Origin of the sequence: Acinetobacter sichuanensis (genome assembly GCF_003024515.2) — a bacterium.
Lineage (GTDB): Bacteria > Pseudomonadota > Gammaproteobacteria > Pseudomonadales > Moraxellaceae > Acinetobacter > Acinetobacter sichuanensis.
On record NZ_PYIX02000018.1, the window covers coordinates 1 to 19,489 of the forward strand.

Sequence of the window (19,489 nt, forward strand, 5' to 3'; positions counted from 1 at the left end):
ATATTCTACGTGTGAAGTATTAATTGTAATACCACGTGCTTTTTCTTCTGGTGCAGAGTCAATTGCTGCATAGTCTTTCGCTTCACCACCGAAAGTTTTTGCACATACAGTTGCAATCGCAGCAGTTAAAGTTGTTTTACCATGGTCAACGTGACCAATTGTGCCCACGTTTACGTGTGGCTTATTACGTTCAAACTTAGCCTTAGCCATTTGTTCTTCCTCGTTTATGCCGAACACGAGTTAAACAACTCAGCATCGACAATCATCTAAAAAATTAGACACCTAATACTTGAAAAGCAGACTAATAAGCCTGCTTTTTAATAACTGGTGTAGATTACTCTACTAAACTGTATCTGGAGCTCTTATCGAGATTTGAACTCGAGACCTCTCCCTTACCAAGGGAGTGCTCTACCACTGAGCTATAAGAGCAATCATCTTCGATGGAGCGGGAGACGAGGGTCGAACTCGCGACATGTAGCTTGGAAGGCTACCGCTCTACCAACTGAGCTACTCCCGCTTAATGTTGGTAATTAACCACTTCAATCGAAGTTAATGGTGGTGGGAGAAGGATTCGAACCTTCGAAACTTTCGTGGCAGAGTTACAGTCTGCTCCCTTTGACCGCTCGGGAATCCCACCTTTACACTTACTTTCAGTATTGAACCTTTACTACTTTAACTTACAACCTTAAGATGGTGCCGGCACACGGATTCGAACTGTGGACCTACTGATTACAAGTCAGTTGCTCTACCAACTGAGCTATGCCGGCGTTTCTTAGTGTTTCGTACGTTTCGTATCGGAACGGTGTGCAGTTTAGCAAAAACTCAAAACCTTGCAAGTGTTTTTTTAAAAAAAATCGTTAAAAACCTATAAAATCAATCCACTTGATGATAATTCAACCGCTTTGATCACTGCGCGAGCTTTTATTTGGGTTTCATTCCACTCAGATTCAGGATTTGAGTCATAAACTAGACCTGCTCCAGCCTGAACATAAACCTTATTTTCACGAATTACACAGGTTCGAATCGCAATTGACATGTCCATTTCACCATGCCAGCCTAAATAACCAACAGCACCACCAAAAATTCCTCGTTTTACGGGTTCAACTTCGTCAATAATTTCCATAGCACGAATTTTTGGCGCACCAGAAAGGGTTCCTGCTGGGAAAGTTGCCTTAAAAACATCCAATGCATCAATATCATCCAATACTTCACCTTGAACATTGGAAACTATGTGCATGACATGTGAATAACGCTCGATCACCATTTGATCAGTCACTTGCACTTTACCAATTTTAGAAACACGACCAATATCATTACGACCTAAATCGATCAACATTAAATGTTCAGCAATTTCTTTTTCATCGGACAATAAGTCTTTTTCAAGTGCCAAATCTTCTTCTTTGGTTTTACCACGTGGTCGTGTGCCTGCCAATGGACGCACGGTGGCAATACCATTTTCAAGACGAGAAAGAATTTCAGGTGATGAACCGACAATATGAAACGGCTTTTGATCAGTCAGGGTTTGCCCTTGCACAAGGAACAAATAGGGCGATGGGTTAAGATGACGTAAAGCACGATACACTTGTAAAGCTTCACCATCAAAATCAGATACCATACGATGCCCTGGTACAACCTGCATCACATCCCCTGCCCGAATGTATTCTTTCACCGTTTCAATCGATGCCAGATAGTTTTCTTTACCTGTTAATGATTCAAAATGTGGTGCAGTATGCTTATGCGCTTGTAAACTAATCGGTGTTGCCAATAGCGCCTCTAATTCATCGAGTTGCTGCTGAGCCTGATGATAAGCGTCCGCATTATTAACATCAGCATGTACAATCAAAAACAGCGTATCTTTTAAATTATCAAAAACAATCACTGTTTTGGACAGCATCATCCAAAGGTCAGGTAAACCAACTGGATCTGCTTCAGGTACATTTTTCAGTCGTGGTTCGATATAGCGTACAGAGTCATAGCCAAAATAGCCCACCAAACCACCTGTAAACTGTGGCAGATCAGGTGTAAGTGCATGTGGTGGAACTTTGAATTGTGCCTGAAAATCACGAATATATTGAAAAGGGTCAGCGCAGTGTTGTGTACTCAGACTGCCATCTGCCGCCTGAATTGTCAGTTGCCCGTCATTGCAGGAAAAAACAGTCGACTCACCCAAACCAATAATGGAATAGCGCGCCCAATTCTCCCCACCCTCTACAGACTCAAATAGATAAGCCTGTTTGTGGTCTTTTAAACGTGCAAAAACCGACAGTGGCGTATCTGTATCGGCAAGACGCTGACGATAAACAGGAATCAGGTTATAGCCGTTATTTTTCAGTTGTTCAAATTGCATTGCAGTTGTCATAAGGAATCTCTTTATTTTCGATTAAACTAAGTTTTTAAAAATTGACTTAGCGACGCCATCGAAAAACACACTTACTATTCATTCCTGTTCCTTCTTTTGCAATGATTTCAATATATTCAAATTAAGCCAATAATTCAGTCAAATCATCCACCACTTGCTGCGGTTGACAAAGCTGAATATCTTCACCGTGATTATAGCCATAGCTGACCACAATACAATCAATCTCGGCACGACGTGCGGCTTCCACATCATTGCTCGAGTCACCAATCATTAAAGTTTTTTCAATGGAAGACTGGTATTGTTCAACACAATAATTTAACTGAATTGGATCAGGCTTACGTTTTTCAAAACGATCCCCACCAATTACGTCAACAAAATAATGATCCATTTTCAATTCTTGTAAAATTTTTCGTGCAGGCTGTTCGGGTTTATTGGTCACACAAATCAGCTTCTTGTCATTTGCGATTCCCCAATCCAAAAACTCAAGAATACCTTGAAATGGTCGCGTATCAACACAAGGTTCAGCATTATAAATTTCTAAAAATGTACTTAATAATTGCTGATGCAGTTCAGGATCGACCTCACCTTTTAAATATTTCAATGTGCTTTCACAGAATAATGCCGTGCCTTTACCAATCCAGACACGAACCTGTGCTTCAGCCACTTGAGGTAAATTTAAACGAGCAAGGCTTAAATTCATGGCACGATACAAGTCAAATGCCGAATCGACCAATGTTCCATCCAAATCAAATAAAATCAGGTCACGCTGATCCAGTTTTGCTACATTCATGACTTCCCTCTTTATCATTAACTTTGATCATTTATCATTTAAAACACATAAAACAAAGGCATGCGAGTGGCATGCCTTGATTGTAGGTGCAAACAAGGCTTATTTAAAGAATAGCCAAGCAATAACCGCCAAAATCACCAAAGTAATAATCGTAAACAATCCAACTGAAGCATTTTTCTTTTCTTCTGTCTGCTGATCTGCAACTGATTGAGTTTCTGGAATAGCAACTGGTGCAGGCTCTGGTTGAGCATGAACATCAATCCCTTGTGGAATAGGTGCAGGTTTTGGTACACCCACACTGGTTGGCATACCATCACGGGTTAATTGCACACCTGCATCACGCGCAGATAGCTCAGGCATTCCCTGCTCACTCAGTTGTTGTGCAGGTGTTTTTTCTTTCACAACATCTATTGTTTTTTCAATCTCAGATGTCGCGATTGCTTCAGCAGGTTGCACGATTACAGTCTCTTTTTGCTGAACAGCAGGAGATTCTACTGGTTCAGAAACTTTTTCCGCCTGTTGTGGCTGTGCTTCCGATGCATAAACGTGAAACTTAATACTGGCAAATTGCACAACATCATTATCTTTCAGTAATTTTTGATCATCAACACGGATATCATTTACAAATGTACCATTCGATGATTTTAAATCTTGAACCCAAAGTGCATCATCTTTTATTAAAAAAGCTGCGTGTCGACGAGAAATCTCTGCCGATTGCAATAAAATATCAGCATCTTGATGACGACCAACAAGCATATCTCGATCAATTGAGATTTCATTTTCGCCAAGTTCTGCGGTTATTGCCTTTAATTTCCAAGTCATGATGATCTTCTCATTCTGATTCGAAAGCATATTAACATGTCAAAATCAGTTTTTAATAATTTTAACGCTTTGTCTGTAAAAAACCATTTTTCAACATATAATGAATATGCACCCAAATTTTAATTTACTGATTTTTTCTGAATCGCAGGTTCATCCACTGCCATTGGTGTTGTAATCACTTGGTTTTGACCACCTGAAGGCACTTGCTGATAGTTTTGTACAGTAGGCTGAATAATTTTTGGCTGATTTTGTGGGTTAGAGGTTAAAGGCAAACGCTGTTGAAAAACGTCATCGACATTGGCAGGCAGTTTGGCAAAATTACCATCTTTATCCATTGCCAATTGTAAACTATATAGTTGGTCATAACGTTGCTGACCCACTCTACGCATATCACCACTATCACTGACAATAGTTGGATGAATAAATACTAAAAGATTACGCTTAACATTCGATTTACCATCTGATCTAAATAAACGCCCTAAACCAGGAATATCTCCCAAAAATGGTACAGATTGACGTGAGTGTACAGTGTCGTCAGAAATTAACCCTCCCAAAACCACAGTTTGACCATGATCCGCCAATACTGAGGTTTTTATTGAGCGTTTACTTGTCACAAGATCTTGTGCTTGACCTTTATCAGCCACGGCAGAAACCTCTTGCTCTACCTCAAGGCGAATAGAGCCACCTTCACCAATATGCGGAATCACTTTCAGGGTTACACCCACATCTTTACGCTCAATAGAAGTATATGGGTTGGCTGTACCACCCGTTGTAGACACTGAACCTGTGACAAAAGGTACATTTTGACCCACAACAATATAAGCTTCTTCGTTATCCATCGTTAAAATAGAAGGCGTAGACAGTAAGTTTGATTTGGTGCGCTCTTTTAATGCTTGAATCAAAGCACCATATAATCTACGAGAGCCATTCGCCCCTTCTTTATAATCACCTAAAACCAAAGAAGTACCAGAACTCCCCAATGCACCCGCTGCACCTGCTGCACCGCCTGTTAAATAACCTGCAGCAATACTTGACAAGCTTGATCCAATATTATCAAAGCTCATCAAACCCACACCACTACTTAGATCGCCCATTGCCCATTGCACGCCCAATTGATCTGTATCGTTCCCCTCGACCTCGATAATCGTTGCCTCAATTAAAACTTGTTGGCGACGCACATCAAGTTGCTGAATTGCAGCATCTATTTCACGCATTAATTGTGGATCAGCTTTCACGACTAATGCATTTTGTGAGCTATCAGCAATAATACTGACCCCATTGGCATTAAAACTGGTGATATTATCTTGATTATTATTAGATGAATTACCACTTAAATTAATTGAAGAACCTGAAGCTGAGGAGTTACTCGAACTACTTGAAGTATTTGAGTTATTATTGATTAAACTACTCATTGAATTATTGCTGGTGCTTGAACTACTGTTATTTGAGGTTGAATTAACCGCTTGTCCAGTCACTAAGCCTTGTAAAATTTCTGATAAATTTTTGGCACTGGCGTATTTTAATTTAAAGACTTTTAAGCCACCCAAACGATCTGCTGATGGTACATCTAACATTTCTACCATTTGACGTAAACGTTTACGTGACGTTGGATCACCTTTAAGCAAAATACGATTGGTACGCTTATCCGCAATAATTCTGACTCGTGAACCTGCAAAGTCCTTTGATGCACCTGTTGCAGCCATAGAGTCTAATAGCGTAATGATTTCTTCAGCTTGGCTTGACTGTAATGTGATCGCCTCAATATCATTTTGACCCGTACCATCTAAATTACGAATAATCGTTTCAAGCTGATAAATATTCGCAGCACGGTCAGAAACAATCAGGGCATTGGTTCCCTGAATTGCTGCCATATGTGCAAATTGAGGCATGAGCGGGCGCAAAGCAGGAATTAAATCATTTGGATTGGTATTTTCTAGCCAAATTACGCGTGTTACGACCTGATCACCACGTGCGTTATTACGTGGATCATAAGCAACACCTGAACTTCGTACATTACTGTCTGGAACTAAACGAATCGAATTTCCAGAGGGAATCGCCACCACGCCATTTACATTTAAAACACCTAAAAATAAGTCATATACTTCATTTTTATTGAGTGGCTTATTTGAAATCACGGTTACATTGCCACGCACACGGGGATCAACAGCAAAATTTTTACCTGTAATATCGGCAACTTCATTAATAAAAGCTGTTAAATCAGCATCACGTAAATTAATTTTCCATGTCTGTGCATAGGTTGCTGTACTAATAACCGTCATTAAAGGAGCTGCTGCAACGAGTGCCCAAACTGGTCGATGATTCAAAAAAGCCATAACTTATTATCTTTCCTAATTTTATTTGTAGCTCTCATCACTTACAAACTTTGCTGAATGGTCATCACCTGATCACCACGCTTAATTTCAATTTTTACTTTACCGTCACGTTTTGCTTGTTCTAACAGTTGTATATCACTTTGTCCTTGACCTACTGCTTGTCCATTCAGTGAAATAATGCGATCACCTGAGCGGAGTCCAAGTTTATTCCTTAACGCGGGTGGCGTTTGATCAGTCACTTCATAGCCCTGACCACCTTGAGTATTTACACCCAGATTTTTTAAATATTGGTCTTTGTCTTGACTCATTTTTTCAATTGCTTGACTCAGAGCCGTTTGACTATTGTTTGGTTGCGCTGCTTCTTGGGACATTTCTGGTGCAACTTGCGCAGGAGGAATATTCGATGAACCCGTTTGGTTTGGCTCTATCGGTTGATATAAATTTCCTAAACTTGCAAATTTTAACTCACGTGTCGCGCCATTTGCTTGTCGTAAAACTACTCGATCCCAATAAACTTCAGAAAGTTGATAACCGCTATTTTCAATGTTTTGCCCAACAATAAAACGATCTGCTGTTTCATTCACTTTAATGACAGCCGATGAGTTTCTACTTGGGTAACCAACAACTACACCTTGCAATTGCATTGCAATGCTTTCATCTACCTGAGAATCAGCTTTATTTGCTTCATAAAACAATGCAAAACTTGAAATATTAGGTACTTGTGGTTGTTGCGATCCTAATTGTACATTTTCTGGTTGCATGGTTTGTGGTGGGGCAATCGTCCACCAAAACATTGCAGCTAATTTCCAGCATAAGGCTAAAATAAGTAATAACAAAACAACAGGTGCAAGTTTATCTAATTTTTTCCAAGAAATTTGTTCTAAGCGCTCTTGTATATTCACCGTTACGACCCTCCTTGTAATAAGGGCTGACGACTACTAATGACATACGTATCTAGTCCTGCTTTACCATCATAAGAAGGTACATTTAGCAAAAAGCGCTGAGTAAGTTGCACATCTAACATCATGCTTGGGTCTAAGGTGATATTGACCATTTTTTGGCTACGCTGATCTTGAATATCAAAAATAAGCTTGCCTGATTCATCTTTTAACTGACCATTTAGAGAAGGCATATTCATGCGGTCTTGACGTTGTGCATAGGTATAAATCAGCTCACCACCTGCCCACTGTAACTGACCATCACTTTCACTAAAGCCTGCATCTTTTTTAAATTTAAAACCAACATCTTTGAGTTGAATTGCATTTGTCGGCCATTGCCAATCGACTATTGTTTTTAGTGTTTCAGGCGCAATTTGTCCTGTCATATTTTTAACAGTCAAACGCTGCCCTAAACCATAAGCCACAACACCTGCTAATTGGGTCTGTCCACTATGGATTTCGACGTTTGCCCCAGCACGTAATAAAATTAAATCAAATGGTCGAGTGCGCCATGTCACTGAACCACGTAGATTATCTTTGTGCCAATCTGCTTGTCCTTGCCAAATATTGCCACTGACATTTTGTAAAGTTTGATTATTTTTATAAAATTTTGAAATCAACCATGTCGCTGGAACTTGCAATAAAACAAAAATTAAAAAGGCAACAACGCCAACAATCCACCATGTTATCTGTTTTGATTTTTTATTCATCTAGCCATACCAACATATTCATTTATTCTTCCATGCAAGATGATGCGCAAACTACACATTATGCATAATTTTTGAATATCTCCAATTGACTCTGATAAAAAAACCAAGCAGTTTTGCTTGGTTTTTAAATTTTAGGGACTTTGAATGACACTTAGATGAAGGTTAGATCAAGAAATCTTCTAATTTAGCGCCTTTTTCAATTTCAGCAACCAACCAACGAGGTTGTTTACCACGCCCTGTCCAAGTGTCTGAAGCATTGTTTTTATTACGATAACGTGGCTCTACTGCTTTACGCGTGGTTTTTTTACGTTTATGTGAACCATACTCAATGAACTGTTCTAAAGTTAGACCAACAGCTTCAGCAATTTCCATAATTTTATTATAAGCATCTTCGATCTTTTGATCTTTTTTTGATTCAATCAATGCTTCAGCTTGCGCTGTTAAACGCTCTAACTCTTCTACTGAAAGACCACTAATATCCTGCATCATATTAACTCCGTTGTTAATTCTTAAATAATTTTTTAAAACATTTCGCCATTATAATATTTTTAATATTATTGATTAGCAATAGTAAAACCACATGATATTCACATAAAAAAACAAAAATATATAATATTAAGGGCTTAATTTATAGCATAAAGAATTAAACAGTATAATTCTTAAAAACATTTTAAAGTATTTAAAAAATCAAATACTGTTTAAGTATAAAAAATAACTTTTCATTACATGAAAAATCATTCTATTTTAAATCATGTTGTACGCTATTCTCTAAATTAATTATTCTTTCTCTTAAAACTGTTGGTATATTCATTTTTTTCATCTCAATTTTATCAACAAATACGACAACAGCTTCTCCCTCAGCAACGACTTGATTTTGCTGTTCGCTCCATAAAATATAATGCATGCGAATTGCACTATTACGCATTTCATCTATACGCGTATAAATGGTTAATTGATCTGGATAAAAAACAGGCTTTAAATATTTACATTGACTTGATGCCACAACAGTTAAAGCATCTTCAGTAAATACCTGAAGTGCATCAAAATAAGCAATACGCGCACTTTCTATATAACGATAATATTGAACATTATTTACATGCCCAAATGCATCCATATCTCCCCATGCAACATTTTGTTTATAAATGACTGGGTATTCAGAGAACTGATTCATTATTAAGCCTTAAATTTTAAATTTAACAAAGTTTGCATCATTTTCAAAAATAGAATTTAATTGCATAATCAACTCATCATTCCCTTTCAATGTTGATTTAATTCTCAAATAATTCATTAATGCATCATCGGGATATAAAGACAGGAGCTGTTCTGCTTGTTGTGTTTTTCCTGTTGCATTATAAATATGCCATTTTGCAAAAGTAAACACAGGTATTCCTAAGTATTTCTTTTCTAAAGTTTCTATTTGCTGTTCTATCGCATCATAATCTGGGTTTTGACGTAATAAATGCTGCTGAAATAGCAAATAAAATACATCTTGATCAAATTTTTCATTTAATAATTGCAAGGCTAAATGCTGATGCTGCTGACTCATTTCAGGATAATGCGTTAATAGTTTTAACCATAAAACTTTTATTTCATACGGCAATACATCTAAATGATTTTCTATATTTAAATAACGTTTTTGAACAAGCTCATGCTCTTCTAAACTTGCTGTATCGAGCTGGCTTAAAAGCGCAGTTAACCATTTTTGTTTTGTGTCTAAAGTTAATAACTGTCCAAATTGAGTTGAATGCAAATATTGAAAAGGAAATTGAATTGCAACCCCCCCCCACAATACTTGTAATTTATTTTTATAAGCTTGACTGACTTGACTCAACCAAGGAGATAACTCATGTCCATTTAAAAACTCTAAATGTGTTAATGCTTGTTGTGCTTGATTTTGTGCTAAATAAATCTCAATACGTTGTATTTCAGCCAATTCAAAAGCTGATGTAGAACTACTTTCTAATATATTTAAAGCTTCTGCATAATGTTGCTGAGAAAATAACAGCCGTGCTTGAATAATTTGTTTTAATAAACCTGACTGATTAAAAACTTCTTGTACAAAATCTTTTTTTTCTTGCGCACCTTCTAATAACCAAATCACACCTAATTGCTCATAAGGATGTAAACGATTAAAACTAAAAGTCGTTTCTATTTTGCGGCGCTCTTGATTAAAATACCGTTTTAAAATGTACCAAGCACTATGACCTAAAAAACTCAAAGCCACAAAAAAATAAACTAAAATCCAAACATTAGTTTGAATTTGAATATTATTCCAATATGCATAAATATAACCCGCTCCTGAGCGATAACTTAATACACTCAGCAAAGCTAAAGTAATCAATGCGATTAAGCCATAAACCCATAGTATTTGCTTCATGCACTACCCCAGCACTGTTGCGGTGTTGAGTTTTGGAATTGTTAAAATTGGCATTTGTTTAATTTTAATCAACTGCTGCTTTAATTTTTCACTATTTGCATCAGGTAATTGATCCAATTGTTGAATCACCAAATTTAAAATATTTTGATATTCAGCATATTCCCCACGCCCTAAGGCTTGTTGTGCCGACAAAATACGTAACTGAGTTTCTTTTAAAATAAGCTTTCGGCTAATTAATGCTGTGCTTTGCTCATCAACACGTTTGATTTGAAACCAACGCTGCCAAAAATATTCGGTATTTTGTTTGGCTGGAGTTAAATTTGAATGTTTTATTTCACTTTGTATTGCTTGATCAACTTGCTGTAAAGCATCATTTAATTGTTCTTGTTGTGCATATCTTGCTTGGATAAACTTTTGAATACTCTGCATATCTTGCTGAATCGCTTGATGCAAACTGGTCTTTAAGGTGTCCGCTAAATCATATTTTTCAATACTCTGATTTAAATGAATCAGTTGATCTAAAGCAAAAACAAATTGTTGCTGCTGCAAGGCAAATTTGACTAATTCCAAATGTTGTTTAATCATTGCCGAAGGCTGAATATGATGAATCGTTGTTTCTTTGACAACGGCATTCTTTTGTACATTTTTCGCAGGCATACTATGATTCATTTCAGGCGTACGCTGTAGTGCCACCACTTGATCATTTAAAGCTGCATTCTTTTGCTCACTTTGATGTAAATTACTTTGAATTTCGGTGAGCTGCTGAGAAACATGATAGAAGTCATAGCTTAATTTAATTAGCCATGCCAACATGATAATGAACAAGAGAGAGAGAAACTTCTTCATACATTCCTTTGTAATTCTGTCACATGCTGCAAAACAGTACTCGCTTTTAGACTTTCAAGTATGCTGATATTAAAGCACATTGCATTTTTTTTCTTATATTCTTGTAAAATTTGATACAAACGTTCGCCCAAAACTAAATAATGACATTGATTAATCAATTCAAAATTTTGCTGATTGAGTAGCAACCAATTCAACCAACTCGCTTCACTACTGATACAGTTTATATAAGTCTGATTATGCTGATAAGAATGCATAAATCTTTGATATTCTGTAAATGTTTGTTGAGGTAGCTGACGTTCATATAATACAAAATTGAGTACTTCAAGCTGATCCAAGGCACATTGTTGCATCATAAATTGACGACCACCTTCACCACGCCAAAATGCAATCTTTTTTAAGTTTTTATTATTGTTAAAAATAGCTAAACTCAACATGCCTTCTGAAGTTTCAACTTCAGGCACTAAACTCTCACAGCCATATGTTTGTAATAATTGAGCCGTTGTTTGTCCAACAGCAACCCATTTTATATGTTGTAGTTGAGATAATTTTATGCCACTTTCTTGTAAATACTTCATCCCGAACTGTACTGCTGTAGGGCTAACCACCACAATCACTTGCGTATCGAATAGTTGACTATACAGCGCTTGTAACTGCATAGAAAATGGACAAGCCACCAACTCTAACAAGGGCAGCTCCACCACATCTATTCCTGCCTGTCTCAAACATTGTGTTAATGTCTGAGCACGCTCTACAGGTCGAGTATTAATAAATTGCATTAATCTTGATAAAGCGCTTTAAGCAAATCGCCTGCGCCTAAATCGAGCAAAGCTTTAGCCAAAGTTACCCCTAGCTCTTCGGCTTGGGCTGTTGTCCCTTGAACTTGCTGTATCAATAACGTTTGACCATCAGGACTACCGACACGTCCTTCTAAAGAAATCGTCTGACCTTCTAGTGTGGCATAACCTGCAATTGGCACTTGGCAACCACCTTCTAAATAGGCATTAAAAGCGCGCTCAGCACGTACACACACATCCGTTTCTTGATGCATCAAAGGCATAATTAAATCTAAAATTTCTTGGTCGTTTGAGCGACACTCTAAACCTAGAGCACCTTGCCCGACAGCAGGTAAACTCACTTGAGCGTCAAGTGTATGGCGAATACGCTCATGTAAACCTAAGCGCTTTAAACCTGAACTGGCCAAAATAATCGCATCGTATTGACCCGCATCTAACTTAGATAAACGTGTACCCACATTACCCCGTAAATCAATGACATCTAGATCAGGACGCTGTTTTAGTACTTGGCATTTACGACGTAAACTCGAAGTTCCAAGTTTTGCACCTTGTGGTAAGTCTTCGAATTTTTCATATTGGTTAGATACAAAAGCATCGAATGGGTCTTCTCGCTCACAAATTACAGCAAGTTCTAAACCTTCAGGTAAGTGCATAGGTACATCTTTCATTGAATGTACTGCTAAATCAGCACGACCATCCAACAAAGCCGCCTCTAACTCTTTAACAAATAAGCCTTTACCGCCAATTTTTGCCAAAGGAGTATCTAAAATTTTGTCACCTTGAGTGACAAACGTAACCAACTCCACCTTCACTTGTGGATGCAATTGCTCTAAGCGATCACGAATATGTTCCGCTTGCCACATTGCAAGTGGGCTTTGTCTTGTCGCTATTTTCAGGGTTTTCATCATTTCAGCTTTGCCAAACGTTTAAACACTCTAAACTTAACCTGCTGTTCTGAAAATGCAAGCAAATTATCATCAAATGTGATGTTAAGCTGCTTATAAGTTTTGCATACGCTCTCTTAAACTTGGTAAGTGGCGACGACTTACAGCAAGTTTTTCATCTAATTCACGACAACGCACTTGATATTGCCCAGAAGCAACCATTTCTAGACCATCCAAATAGTCTAGAGAAATGAGTGCATTACGATGAATACGAATAAACTTATCTGAAAATTCTTGTTCTAAATCCTTCAAAGTTTCATCAATCAATACACTGCCATGTTTATGGCGCACTGTGACATATTTTTGATCGGCTAAAAAGTAATAAATATTTTCAAGCGGAATCAATTCTAAACCACGATAAGTTTTTGCAGCAATTTGCTGTCTTTGCACTTTTTCTTCCATGAGTTCTTTTTTTTCTAGGTTAGTCATTTGGGCTTGAGTTAACTTGGTTAAACTCGCTAATACTGTCTCTAAGTCTTCTTTTGCTATAGGTTTTAACAAATATCCTTTTGCTTGCGATCGGATCGCTTGTAATGCATGCTCATCATATGCTGTGCAAAAAATAACTGCTGGCATAGGCTCAAGTTGACTTAAATGTCGAGCACACTCCAAACCATCCATTTCTGGCATTTGAATATCCAATAAAACAACATCAGGCATATAAAGTTCTGCAAGCTCTAAAGCTTCCTGCCCATGTTGTGCAGTTGCAATAACATGATGCCCCAATTGCGATACTAATCGTGATAATCGCTCAACCGCGAGTGGCTCATCATCACAAATTAGGATGTCCATTCTCCCTCCTTATCACATCATCATTATTTTAATGTCTTCTGTATTACTTATAATGGTACTGTAGTAATGTAGTAAACCGCTCATCACCTGCAAAACTTCGAAATTGAACAGAAGTTCCAAAATGAGCTTTTAAACGCTGTTTGACATTTTCTAATGCAATACCATGTCCTTCTCTTAAATTTATTCTATCCTGTATAAATGGGTTAGTAATGACTATAGTGACTTGATTTTGCAATATTTCAACCAGTATACCTATTTTAGCATTGATATGTTTTTTCTCAACGCCATGAAAAATACTATTTTCTATCAGTGGCTGTAAGGTCAGTAAAGGAATTTTGACCTTATGCAAGAGTTCAGGTTGTTGAATATTCCATTCCACATTTAAACGATCTCCCAGTCGAATTTTTTCAATACTGATATATTTTTTAGATAATTCGATTTCTTCTGCCAATGTCACCAATTTAAGTTCTTGCATACTCGCACGAAAAAGCTTAGACAAATCAATCAACATTTGTTCAGCTTTGTCAGGATCTAGACTGATTAAACTTACCACACTATTTAAACTATTAAATAAAAAATGAGGATGAATACGTGCCTGCATCGCTTGTACACGTGCGTTTAATTCACTATTTTGCTGCTTAAACCATTGCCCACGCATATAAATATAACGCAAGCAAAAAGCCCCTAATAATGCACCATAGCTCAAATGCAAACTGACATTTTCAAAAACAATATTTGTATTTAAATTTTTAAAAGAAAAATTAAATCCCCAATGGAAAATGACATTCAAAACACATGTCGTCACCAAGACTATGACTTCTAATAAAATAAAACCAAAAATCATGGCTTGAACGTCTGTATATTTTTTGAGTTTATTTTGAAAAATATCGACCCAAGCCGTAAAAGCTAAGAGCACCCAATTAATATACAAAATATATTGTATGACATGACCAAATTGCAAGTTTGACCATGACTGTGCTTCAGCTAAGGCTAAAAGCAATGCGAGAACATTACTCGCAATAAATAATTCAAAAAAATACTGCCAATGACTGATTTTACTAAAAAAATGTGAGCGATTTAGGGCATTTTGCATATTTAAACCAGATTCATGTTACTGCGCTGCGGAAAGTAAGCTTGAATTTGCTATACTCTTTTTAGTTCTACTGCTTTTTTTAAAATGAGCCGACATGACCACATCTTCTAATTCCTCAAATCCGTCACAAGCCCAAACATCGGGTATGTGGGGCGGTCGTTTCTCTGAAGCTACTGATGCCTTTGTTGCTGAATTTACTGCATCTGTTCAATTTGACCAACGCTTTTATAAACAAGATATTGCTGGCTCAATCGCACATGCCACTATGTTAGCAAAAGTTGGTGTACTAACAGAACAAGAACGTGATGACATTATCAATGGTTTGAACACCATTAAAGCTGAAATTGAGACAGGTAACTTCGAATGGCGCATCGATTTAGAAGATGTGCATATGAATATTGAGTCACGTTTGACTCAACGTATTGGAATTACAGGTAAAAAACTACACACGGGTCGTAGTCGTAATGACCAAGTTGCAACCGATATTCGTCTTTATGTTCGTGACGAAATTGATGCAATTTTACAATTACTCGAAAAATTACAAAAAGGTATTTTGAGCCTTGCTGCCAAAAACACCAATACCATTATGCCTGGTTTCACCCATTTACAAACTGCACAGCCTGTGACTTTTGGTCACCATTTAATGGCATGGTTTGAAATGTTAGTACGTGATTCAGAGCGTCTGATTGACTGCCGTAAACGCACCAATCGTATGCCTTTGGGTTCTGCTGCACTTGCAGGGACAACTTACCCAATCGATCGTGCTTATACAGCTGAGCTTTTAGGTTTTGAAGCTGTTGCTGAAAACTCACTGGATGCGGTGTCTGACCGTGACTTTGGCATTGAGTTCAATGCTGCTGCATCACTCATCATGATGCATTTGTCACGTATGTCAGAAGAAATGATTTTATGGACTTCTGCACAATTTAAATTTGTGAATATTCCTGATCGTTTCTGTACAGGTTCTTCGATCATGCCACAAAAGAAAAACCCAGATGTGCCTGAGTTGATCCGTGGTAAAACGGGTCGTGTTTATGGTGATTTGATGAGTCTTTTAACACTCATGAAAGGTCAACCATTGGCATACAACAAAGACAACCAAGAAGACAAAGAGCCTTTGTTTGATGCGATTGATACTGTGCGTGGTTCACTGATGGCATTTGCTGATATGATCCCTGCTTTGGTTCCAAATATTGAAATCATGCGTGAAGCAGCTTTACGTGGTTTCTCTACAGCAACTGACCTTGCAGATTATTTGGTGAAAAATGGCGTTGCATTCCGTGATGCGCATGAAATTGTGGGTAAAGCAGTTGCTCTAGGTGTTCAAGAGTCTAAGGACTTATCTGAATTAACACTTGAGCAATTACAGCAATTCTCCGACTTGATCCAAGCTGATGTCTTTGAAAAAGCATTAACTTTAGAAGCATCTGTCAATGCACGTAATCATATTGGTGGTACTGCACCTGCACAGGTTGAAGCTGCGATTGAACGCGCTTATACACGTTTAGAAAAACTTTATGCATAATTGCAACGCTCATATTGGAGATGATTGATATGACTCGACAAGTACTTTGCCGTAAATATCAAAAAGAGTTAGAAGGTTTAGATTTTGCACCATTTCCTGGTGCAAAGGGTCAAGAATTATTTGATACTGTGTCTAAACAAGCTTGGCAAGAATGGTTAAAACATCAAACGACGCTGATCAATGAAAAGCGTTTAAATGTGTTTGAACCTGATGCAAAGAAGTTCTTAGAAGAACAACGTGAGAAGTTCTTGAACAATGATGAATCATTGGAAAAAGCGGAAGGTCTAAAGCCTGAAGAAAAATAAGGCAAAGCCTTATTTTGCTGCAAGACACGCGAAGCGTGTAGTTTTCAATACAAAGAAGGAGTCTAAAAAGACTCCTTTTTTTTTAATACAACTCAACTGTACACACTTTTAATATTGAAGCTGTCTGAAGAAAATTTCATTCAAAAAAACTTCAAATAAAAAATAAGTCATATAAAACAAGCAACTAAACAACATTCAAATATTTTTTTATTATTAAGTAAATGCAAGTTTTCTTTTTAAAGAAAATAAGTATTTAATTTTTAATAATATTTATAAAAAAACAAATTATAAAATATAACTGTAAAGTAAATTTAGCCAATTTAATTACATGATGAAATGCAATTTTACATGGAACACACAGGATACATCATGACTGTTTCATTATTTTTGCATAGAATAACTACATCAGCTAATGAAACTATTTTCCCCAAGACAGCAACATTAGTGTAAATATTCTCCAGAATATTTCGATTTTATTCCTAGATTTCCCCCAAAATCTAGGAATTTTTTTATGCATAAAATATATTTCATTTGATATTTACATAAAAAAAGCTCTAGAAAGTTCTAGAGCTTGCGTACAGTCGTACTCAACTTAAAAATTTATTTACCTTGTACTTTTTCTTCAATTTCTTCGATATTGGTATGACGAACATCATAACCTTTTGCCATATAAATCACTTGCTCAGAAATGTTCCGCGCATGATCACCTATACGCTCCAAAGAACGTAAGACCCACATCACATTAATGACTCGACTAATATGTCTTGGATCTTCAATCATATAGGTCATCAATGTACGTGTTGCTGACTGATATTCACGATCAATATCAGCATCTGCCAATAGCACTTTTAAAGCTTGTTCTGCATCAATACGCGCAAAAGCATCTAGTGCATCATGAATCATCACACGAACTTGATTACCAATATGGCGTGTTTCCATATAACCACGTGGTGATTCACCTTCTTCACATAATGTTTGTGCAATACGTGCTATTTTTGCTGCTTCATCACCAATACGCTCAAGATCAGTATTGGCTTTACTCATCGCGATTACCATACGCAAATCAATTGCAGCAGGATGGCGACGTGCCAAAATCAATGTTAATGCTTCATCAATTTCTCGTTCATATTGATTGACTGCATTATCTTGAAATTGAACATCGATGGCTAAATTGGCATTGGTATCTAACAAAGCATGAATGGCATTTCCCACTTGTTGTTCAACTAAACCACCCATGGTCATAAATTTAGTATTTACAGCCTGTAAATCCTCATTAAATTGTGAAGAAATATGGTGTCCTAATACAGGATTATTTAGGCTCAAAGTGTTTTACTCCACAACAAGTGAAATGAGATAGACTAATTAGACATATTTAAACACATTTATTATGAAACTTTGATGACAATCAGCAAAGATCTGATCTTTATCACTCAAATGATGTTTTTCGTGACTTTTCACGTTATTTGAAGCAAAAATTTATCTATGAATTTAAAAATATTATTGGGAAATAAGCTAAAAAACCCGATTTATAAGGCTTCATTTATGAGTTATTTTTAAAAATTTAATTATTATTTTTCAGTCAAATATCCTATTTATAGCCAGACAAAAAGCAAAATCAAATTTGAATATACAGTTGTGTAACGTATTCACTTCACAAAACTACAAAATATTGCATTTTTTCCATGTGATTTAGGTAACAATAGCAGCATTAACACTCTCCCAATCCCTGTTTCTAATGATCTAAATGAATTTAAATTTATTTGATAATCTAAAATCACTGAGTATCATTGTCAGCCTTTGCGCTGTGCTTTCGGCATGCCAAAAACCTGAACCTGAAATTGTTGCTGAAACAAAAGAAACTCCTGCATCTCAAGTCGCTCAACCTGATTTAGCCCTTATTTGTGAAAATCTCAAAAAAGAAATGACAGAGATGAATGCTCAACGCACCACACTTGCCATTGAACAAGTGAATCAAGATATACGTGTGTGCCTTCCTTTAATGGAATGGGGTGAACAAAAGCAACTGATTGATTTATCTAATCAAATGTATAAACAATTTTTAGCAATTGACAGAACACCATTGCAACAAATGGCTTTTGAAAATTATGCTTTAGATAAATCAGAATATCCGACCATTCAGCAAAATCATTTTGAACAGCTTAATCTTCGTGATCAGTATTTGATTCGCCATCAAGGTCAAGCTTATATTGAATTGGTTGACGAAGGTCCAGCACATATTTTTTATCGTCGCCATCCACAATATTTAGCTAAGGTTTTCGCACCTTATTTACCTGAAGCTGAACGTGTTTTCATTGAAGAACTGGCACAGCAAAATAGTCAACCTTTACTACAAAATCAAAAACTCAATATCAATCCAAATGAGATTGTAGAACGTGCAATTTTCTGGGAAAGTTATATCAAAAATTATCCAAATAGCACCTATTTAGCAGATGCACAATATCTACAAAAGACATATAGTGCCTTATTATTTAAAGGTTTAGATAACTCACCAATCACGACACAATATAGCGATCAAAATGACATTCAAACCCCTGTTTGGTTAGAAATAGAAACGCTTGCACAACAAAAAAATAGTCAACTCGCTGCACAAGCTGACAAATTTATCCAGTTTGTTCATATGTCACCTGCAGAACGTTTAGTGAAAATCCCTCTAAAATCAACACAACTTAAGAAAATTGAAAATAATCCACAATTATTAGCCACCACTCAACTGAATCAATATTTAAATTTAACGACAATTGATCTAAAATCAAGAAATCGTGATTGTTTTAGTGATTCTATTTGTCTCACTCATCAAAGTTAATCTTCTAGATACAGCATTTTTTGAATAAAGTTCTATA

19 protein-coding genes and 4 tRNA genes are annotated in these 19,489 nt (G+C 36.7%); 3 read left to right on the forward strand and 20 right to left on the reverse strand.

Features of this window, described 5'->3' with window-relative positions; genetic code table 11:
• From C9E89_RS11520 to C9E89_RS11610, 19 genes are all read right to left on the reverse strand, one after another.
• Positions 1 to 210 (reverse strand): GTP-binding protein (locus tag C9E89_RS11520; RefSeq protein WP_228198978.1); only part of this gene is annotated, 210 nt, incomplete at its 3' end.
• Between the two features lie 144 nt (positions 211 to 354).
• Positions 355 to 429 (reverse strand) — tRNA-Thr (locus tag C9E89_RS11525).
• A gap of 12 nt (positions 430 to 441) precedes the next feature.
• Positions 442 to 517 (reverse strand) — tRNA-Gly (locus C9E89_RS11530).
• 36 nt (positions 518 to 553) lie between these two features.
• Positions 554 to 637 (reverse strand) — tRNA-Tyr (locus tag C9E89_RS11535).
• 54 nt (positions 638 to 691) lie between these two features.
• A tRNA-Thr gene (locus C9E89_RS11540) sits at positions 692 to 767 on the reverse strand.
• A gap of 98 nt (positions 768 to 865) precedes the next feature.
• On the reverse strand, positions 866 to 2,359 hold the full coding sequence (gene trpE / locus C9E89_RS11545; RefSeq protein WP_107008498.1) for an anthranilate synthase component I: 1,494 nt from the start codon (positions 2,357 to 2,359) through the stop codon (positions 866 to 868).
• A gap of 121 nt (positions 2,360 to 2,480) precedes the next feature.
• The gene (locus C9E89_RS11550; protein WP_107008499.1) at positions 2,481 to 3,149 is read right to left on the reverse strand and encodes an HAD-IA family hydrolase; all 669 of its coding nucleotides are present in this window, start codon (positions 3,147 to 3,149) and stop codon (positions 2,481 to 2,483) included.
• 99 nt (positions 3,150 to 3,248) lie between these two features.
• Positions 3,249 to 3,971, reverse strand: coding sequence for an FHA domain-containing protein (locus tag C9E89_RS11555; RefSeq protein WP_107008500.1), 723 nt, complete (start codon positions 3,969 to 3,971; stop codon positions 3,249 to 3,251).
• 119 nt (positions 3,972 to 4,090) lie between these two features.
• Positions 4,091 to 6,304, reverse strand: coding sequence for a type II secretion system secretin GspD (gspD, locus tag C9E89_RS11560; RefSeq protein ID WP_107008501.1), 2,214 nt, complete (start codon positions 6,302 to 6,304; stop codon positions 4,091 to 4,093).
• Positions 6,305 to 6,345: 41 nt separating this feature from the next.
• Positions 6,346 to 7,206 (reverse strand): type II secretion system protein N, encoded by an 861-nt coding sequence (locus tag C9E89_RS11565; RefSeq protein ID WP_107008502.1) that lies wholly within the window; start codon positions 7,204 to 7,206, stop codon positions 6,346 to 6,348.
• Positions 7,207 to 7,208: 2 nt separating this feature from the next.
• The gene (gene gspN / locus C9E89_RS11570) at positions 7,209 to 7,952 is read right to left on the reverse strand and encodes a type II secretion system protein N (protein ID WP_107008503.1); all 744 of its coding nucleotides are present in this window, start codon (positions 7,950 to 7,952) and stop codon (positions 7,209 to 7,211) included.
• A 162-nt stretch (positions 7,953 to 8,114) separates the two neighbouring features.
• Complete coding sequence (locus tag C9E89_RS11575) at positions 8,115 to 8,441, reverse strand: H-NS histone family protein (protein ID WP_107008504.1); 327 nt, start codon at positions 8,439 to 8,441, stop codon at positions 8,115 to 8,117.
• 250 nt (positions 8,442 to 8,691) lie between these two features.
• Complete coding sequence (locus tag C9E89_RS11580) at positions 8,692 to 9,123, reverse strand: acyl-CoA thioesterase (RefSeq protein WP_107008505.1); 432 nt, start codon at positions 9,121 to 9,123, stop codon at positions 8,692 to 8,694.
• 9 nt (positions 9,124 to 9,132) lie between these two features.
• On the reverse strand, positions 9,133 to 10,329 hold the full coding sequence (locus C9E89_RS11585) for an SPFH domain-containing protein (protein WP_107008506.1): 1,197 nt from the start codon (positions 10,327 to 10,329) through the stop codon (positions 9,133 to 9,135).
• A gap of 3 nt (positions 10,330 to 10,332) precedes the next feature.
• A complete protein-coding gene (locus C9E89_RS11590; RefSeq protein ID WP_107008507.1) occupies positions 10,333 to 11,175 on the reverse strand; it encodes a hypothetical protein in 843 nt (280 codons plus the stop codon).
• Positions 11,172 to 11,951, reverse strand: a complete 780-nt coding sequence (locus tag C9E89_RS11595) for a uroporphyrinogen-III synthase (RefSeq protein WP_107008508.1) — start codon at positions 11,949 to 11,951, stop codon at positions 11,172 to 11,174. Before C9E89_RS11595 ends, C9E89_RS11590 begins: the two co-directional genes overlap by 4 nt.
• Positions 11,951 to 12,874 carry a hydroxymethylbilane synthase gene (hemC, locus tag C9E89_RS11600; RefSeq protein ID WP_107008556.1) on the reverse strand — a complete coding sequence of 308 codons (924 nt, stop codon included), beginning with the start codon at positions 12,872 to 12,874 and terminating at the stop codon, positions 11,951 to 11,953. The genes C9E89_RS11595 and hemC overlap by 1 nt, the downstream gene beginning before the upstream one ends.
• 93 nt (positions 12,875 to 12,967) lie before the next feature.
• Positions 12,968 to 13,705, reverse strand: coding sequence for a LytR/AlgR family response regulator transcription factor (locus C9E89_RS11605; RefSeq protein ID WP_107008509.1), 738 nt, complete (start codon positions 13,703 to 13,705; stop codon positions 12,968 to 12,970).
• Positions 13,706 to 13,748: 43 nt separating this feature from the next.
• Positions 13,749 to 14,798: a sensor histidine kinase gene (locus tag C9E89_RS11610; protein WP_228199026.1), complete on the reverse strand. Its 1,050-nt coding sequence runs from the start codon at positions 14,796 to 14,798 to the stop codon at positions 13,749 to 13,751.
• A 94-nt stretch (positions 14,799 to 14,892) separates the two neighbouring features.
• Between C9E89_RS11610 and argH the strand changes: the two genes are divergently transcribed.
• On the forward strand, positions 14,893 to 16,323 hold the full coding sequence (gene argH / locus C9E89_RS11615; protein WP_171405124.1) for an argininosuccinate lyase: 1,431 nt from the start codon (positions 14,893 to 14,895) through the stop codon (positions 16,321 to 16,323).
• Positions 16,324 to 16,352: 29 nt separating this feature from the next.
• On the forward strand, positions 16,353 to 16,628 hold the full coding sequence (locus tag C9E89_RS11620) for an oxidative damage protection protein (protein WP_107008559.1): 276 nt from the start codon (positions 16,353 to 16,355) through the stop codon (positions 16,626 to 16,628).
• A gap of 600 nt (positions 16,629 to 17,228) precedes the next feature.
• Here C9E89_RS11620 and phoU read toward each other — a convergent pair.
• Positions 17,229 to 17,951 (reverse strand): phosphate signaling complex protein PhoU, encoded by a 723-nt coding sequence (gene phoU, locus C9E89_RS11625; RefSeq protein ID WP_107008510.1) that lies wholly within the window; start codon positions 17,949 to 17,951, stop codon positions 17,229 to 17,231.
• A 421-nt stretch (positions 17,952 to 18,372) separates the two neighbouring features.
• Here phoU and C9E89_RS11630 point away from each other — a divergent pair, with 421 nt between their 5' ends.
• On the forward strand, positions 18,373 to 19,452 hold the full coding sequence (locus tag C9E89_RS11630; RefSeq protein ID WP_171405125.1) for a tol-pal system YbgF family protein: 1,080 nt from the start codon (positions 18,373 to 18,375) through the stop codon (positions 19,450 to 19,452).
• Positions 19,453 to 19,489: the final 37 nt, after the last annotated feature.

Coding starts and splice junctions, on each gene's coding strand:
- trpE (WP_107008498.1), bottom strand. CDS start 2,359: ATGACAACTGCAATGCAATTTGAACAACTGAAAAATAACGGCTATAAC.
- C9E89_RS11550 (WP_107008499.1), bottom strand. CDS start 3,149: ATGAATGTAGCAAAACTGGATCAGCGTGACCTGATTTTATTTGATTTG.
- C9E89_RS11555 (WP_107008500.1), bottom strand. CDS start 3,971: ATGACTTGGAAATTAAAGGCAATAACCGCAGAACTTGGCGAAAATGAA.
- gspD (WP_107008501.1), bottom strand. CDS start 6,304: ATGGCTTTTTTGAATCATCGACCAGTTTGGGCACTCGTTGCAGCAGCT.
- gspN (WP_107008503.1), bottom strand. CDS start 7,952: ATGAATAAAAAATCAAAACAGATAACATGGTGGATTGTTGGCGTTGTT.
- C9E89_RS11575 (WP_107008504.1), bottom strand. CDS start 8,441: ATGATGCAGGATATTAGTGGTCTTTCAGTAGAAGAGTTAGAGCGTTTA.
- C9E89_RS11580 (WP_107008505.1), bottom strand. CDS start 9,123: ATGAATCAGTTCTCTGAATACCCAGTCATTTATAAACAAAATGTTGCA.
- C9E89_RS11585 (WP_107008506.1), bottom strand. CDS start 10,329: ATGAAGCAAATACTATGGGTTTATGGCTTAATCGCATTGATTACTTTA.
- C9E89_RS11590 (WP_107008507.1), bottom strand. CDS start 11,175: ATGAAGAAGTTTCTCTCTCTCTTGTTCATTATCATGTTGGCATGGCTA.
- C9E89_RS11595 (WP_107008508.1), bottom strand. CDS start 11,951: ATGCAATTTATTAATACTCGACCTGTAGAGCGTGCTCAGACATTAACA.
- hemC (WP_107008556.1), bottom strand. CDS start 12,874: ATGAAAACCCTGAAAATAGCGACAAGACAAAGCCCACTTGCAATGTGG.
- C9E89_RS11605 (WP_107008509.1), bottom strand. CDS start 13,705: ATGGACATCCTAATTTGTGATGATGAGCCACTCGCGGTTGAGCGATTA.
- C9E89_RS11610 (WP_228199026.1), bottom strand. CDS start 14,798: ATGCAAAATGCCCTAAATCGCTCACATTTTTTTAGTAAAATCAGTCAT.
- argH (WP_171405124.1), top strand. CDS start 14,893: ATGACCACATCTTCTAATTCCTCAAATCCGTCACAAGCCCAAACATCG.
- C9E89_RS11620 (WP_107008559.1), top strand. CDS start 16,353: ATGACTCGACAAGTACTTTGCCGTAAATATCAAAAAGAGTTAGAAGGT.
- C9E89_RS11630 (WP_171405125.1), top strand. CDS start 18,373: ATGAATTTAAATTTATTTGATAATCTAAAATCACTGAGTATCATTGTC.